The following is a 3,267-nucleotide window of genomic DNA, read 5'->3' as shown; positions in this document are numbered from 1 at the left end:
CTCCCGAGGTGCGGGAGGGGGCGGCGGCACGGCACGTCCTGCGAGGAGGCAGTCCGTTGCGGCAGTCTTACAGCGCCGAGAACACCGGCAGGTAGCCGCCGGAGTGGCCGGACGCCTTCGGGTGGTAGCTCTCGTCGACCGGCAGGGTGGTGCTGTTCAGCCAGGTGGTCAGCGAGCCGCAGATCTCGTGCTCGGTGAAGATGCTGCGGACGTCACCGAAGGCGAAGCCGGCGTTCGCGGCCCGCTTGGCGAGGACGCTGTCCAGGGTGTCGGCGGCACCGTTGATGGCGGCGCGCTTGGTGTCACCGATGCCGAAGATGCAGCTGCCACCGACCTTGTAGATGTGCGGGTAACCCAGCACCACGACGTGGGCGTTCGGGGCCTTGGCCTTGATCGCCGAGTACACCTTGTCCAGCTGGGCGGGCAGGGTGGTGGTGGCGTAGTTCTTGGCCACGTTGACGGCGTCGATGCACTCCTGGTCCCCGTCGAGGACACAGGTCTGCATGGTGTCGGCGAATCCGGCGTCGTTGCCGCCGACCGAGATGCTGACCAGCGTGGTGCTGGCGTCGAGGGCGGAGATCTGGTTGTTCAGGATGTCGCCGGTCTTGGCGCCCGAACAGGCGACGAACTTGAAGGAGGACGGCGCGTGCGCGTTCTTCCACAGGTACGGGTACGCGTTGGTGCTGCGCTTGCAGCTGCCGCTGTCGCTCAGGTAACTGCCGGCACCGACACCGGAGGAGTACGAGTCGCCGAGGGCCACGTAGTTGACGCCGGCCGCATTCGCGGACGAGGCGGCGAAGAGCGTCGTCATGGTGAGACCTGCCGCTATGGCAGCGATGGACAGAGCGCGGACGGGGCGGATCATCATGCCTCCAGGGGAACGGCGTGGCGCGGGTCACAGAAGTGATACCAGGCGGTAGCCGAACCTGGAAGGAGTCATGCCAAGGATATTGACGGTGTGTCTGATAGCTCAGAGATGAACTGCCGCCGACAATCCGTGATTTCACGCTGGTCAGAGCGGGTGCACCGCGACGCGCGTAGCGCAGCGCGCGTAGACCGGCAACTTGCGGAAGTTCCGTGCAGGACCAGCCGGCGAATTGCCGCCCGGCCATCGTCGGGCCGGATTCGAAAGGAGTGTCAGCGGGTGCAGGGGGGGCGGATGATGTGCCTCAAGGCACGTCGGAAGGTGGGCCAGAAGGGGCATCAACGGCACCGTCGGAATTCGCCGCCGCGGCCGGCCGGACCGTGCGACGGACGCGACCGGCAGTCAGGACGACGTGCCGGGGGCAGCGCGCCGGGAGGTCGCTCGGGAGTACGGCACCGCGCCCCGTCAGCCCTGCGCGCGGGGGCGGCCACCACCGGGGTGCACGGCCCCCTGGTACACGATGCCCGGGGAGACCGTGCAGCCCTCGACCGGCAGCTCCTCGATCGCCTCGTTCGCGGCCGCGGGCACACCGAGCCAGCGGGCGGCGGTGGCGACGGCCGCCCGGGCCTGGCGCAGCCCGGGCGCGCCCCAACCGAGCAGTTCGACGGCGAGGCCCGGCGCGACCAGTAGCCGCCGGTAGTGCCGACCCGAGGCCGGGTCGGCCGCGCTCGGGCCGACCGCCCGCAGCGCCGCCGCCATCCGGACCCGCGCGCACTCGTGCCCGCCGTTCGCCGATCCGACCCGGTCGTAGAGGTAGCCGAGGTAGTACGGCCGGCCGATCAGGGCCTGCGCCTCCTCGGCCGACTCCCGGGCCAGGGCGGCCGACGGGTCCCCGTCGTCCTCCGGTTCCAGTGAGCCGCCGGGTAGCGAGCAGATCCCGTCCCTCGGGTTCACCAGCGTCAGCACCCGCCCGTCCGGCGCGAACAGCCACCCCCAGGACTGCTTGACCGGCAGCCCCTCCGGCACCTGCTCGCCCGGCCGCCACGGCCAGCCCGCCGTGGGGCGCCGCCGCACCTTCCCGAGCAGCTCGGCGATCTCCGCGCTGTACTCGATCGGGCTCATGATCTCGCCCCGCGGCGCTCGGCGGGGGCGCTCGCCCACGCGCACCCCCTGGCGCCGAGCTCGCTCCGCTCGCTCATCCGTCCCCCTCTCGCTGTCGGGCTTCGCCGGACCGGCGGTGCGCGAGGAGGACCTGCATGGCGCGGTACGGGGCGGAGCGGCCGGAACGACGGCGTGGGGCACCGCACGCTCCTGCTGTTGATCTTCTCCGAATCTTCCCCGAACAGGCGGTCGATGAACAGCCCCCAGCGCCGCATGGTGGATGCGGAGACGGTGAACGTGGTGATCACCCCAGCGGCCCGCCCCCTTCCCCGTGACCCCGGAAGCCGGGCAGCGGGAACCCGGGCAGCGGGTCCACCCCGGGCGGGAAGGGCAGCCCGCGCGCGGCGTCGTCGGCCAGCTCGTCGAACACCTCGTGCGCGGTCATCGGCCGCAGCCGCCCGCCGGCCAGCGCCCAGCCGCGCACCGGCGGCCGGGGCCGGGCCTCGGTGGGCGGGGAGTCGGAGGGACCGCCCGCCGGGGCGGACCCGTCTTCGGTCCGGCCGTCGGCCCGTACGCCCACCGACGGATCGCCGTGCAGCAGCAGCGCCCCCGCCCCGCCCAGCGCGACGCCCGCCGCGAGCGTGACGCAGAACGCCTCGGCGTCCCGCCCGGCGGGGTACAGCTGCCCCTCCTCCACGCAGACGTCCACCGCCGAGGTGAGCTCCTCGCCGTCCTCGGGCCCGTGGCAGCGCAGTGTCAGCAGGTGGCACCCCTCCCCCGCGCCCTCGGCCAGCGCCAGGTAGACCGAGGTCACGTACCGCATCACGGCCGCCATCCGGAACTGCCCGGCCGGGTCGTCGCCGACGGCGCCCAGCAGGACCGCGCAGGCCACGGACATCCGCACCCGCGCCCGGTGGTCGTCCAACAACACCGGGACCAGCTCGGCCAGCCGCTCCCCCGCGTACACGAAGGGCTCCCCGGCCAGCTCCGGATCACCCGCGTACGCGACCCGGGCGGCGGGCATCCGGGGATCGAGGCCGAGCGCCTCGCAGTAGTCCTCGAAGTCGGCCACCTCCAGGACCCGCAGGTGCACCTCCAGCCCCTGCCGGTGCAGGGCCGTCAGCTGCTCCTCGGCCCGCCGCAGGTACGCCTGGTGCCCGAGCCCGCCGAACAGCCCGTACCGCGCCAGACCGGCGAAGTCCCCGGCGTCGACGGCCAGCGCCACCGCCACGGGCTGGGGCGGCGGCGCGCCCCGGACCCGCCCGGCGCGCCCGGCCGCCCGCGCACCGCCTCCTCCTGCC

Annotated in this window: 3 protein-coding genes; all 3 read right to left on the bottom strand. The window is 73.3% G+C overall.

The genetic code is table 11. From position 1 onward, the window contains the following. Positions 1–67 precede the first annotated feature (67 nt). Positions 68–811, bottom strand: coding sequence for an SGNH/GDSL hydrolase family protein (locus tag ACFU7Y_RS42165; protein ID WP_224282527.1), 744 nt, complete (start codon positions 809–811; stop codon positions 68–70). 519 nt (positions 812–1,330) lie between these two features. Further along, positions 1,331–1,987 (bottom strand): NUDIX hydrolase, encoded by a 657-nt coding sequence (locus ACFU7Y_RS42160; protein WP_224282525.1) that lies wholly within the window; start codon positions 1,985–1,987, stop codon positions 1,331–1,333. A 283-nt stretch (positions 1,988–2,270) separates the two neighbouring features. Continuing rightward, positions 2,271–3,267, bottom strand: a 997-nt coding sequence (locus tag ACFU7Y_RS42155; protein WP_380771732.1) for a hypothetical protein, incomplete at its 5' end; no start/stop codon positions are given.

The sequence above is a fragment of the Kitasatospora sp. NPDC057542 genome, from assembly GCF_042801945.1.
Taxonomy (GTDB): Bacteria; Actinomycetota; Actinomycetes; order Streptomycetales; family Streptomycetaceae; genus Kitasatospora.
Note: the sequence above shows the minus strand (reverse complement) of the source record. Positions and strands in the feature narration are given on the sequence as shown.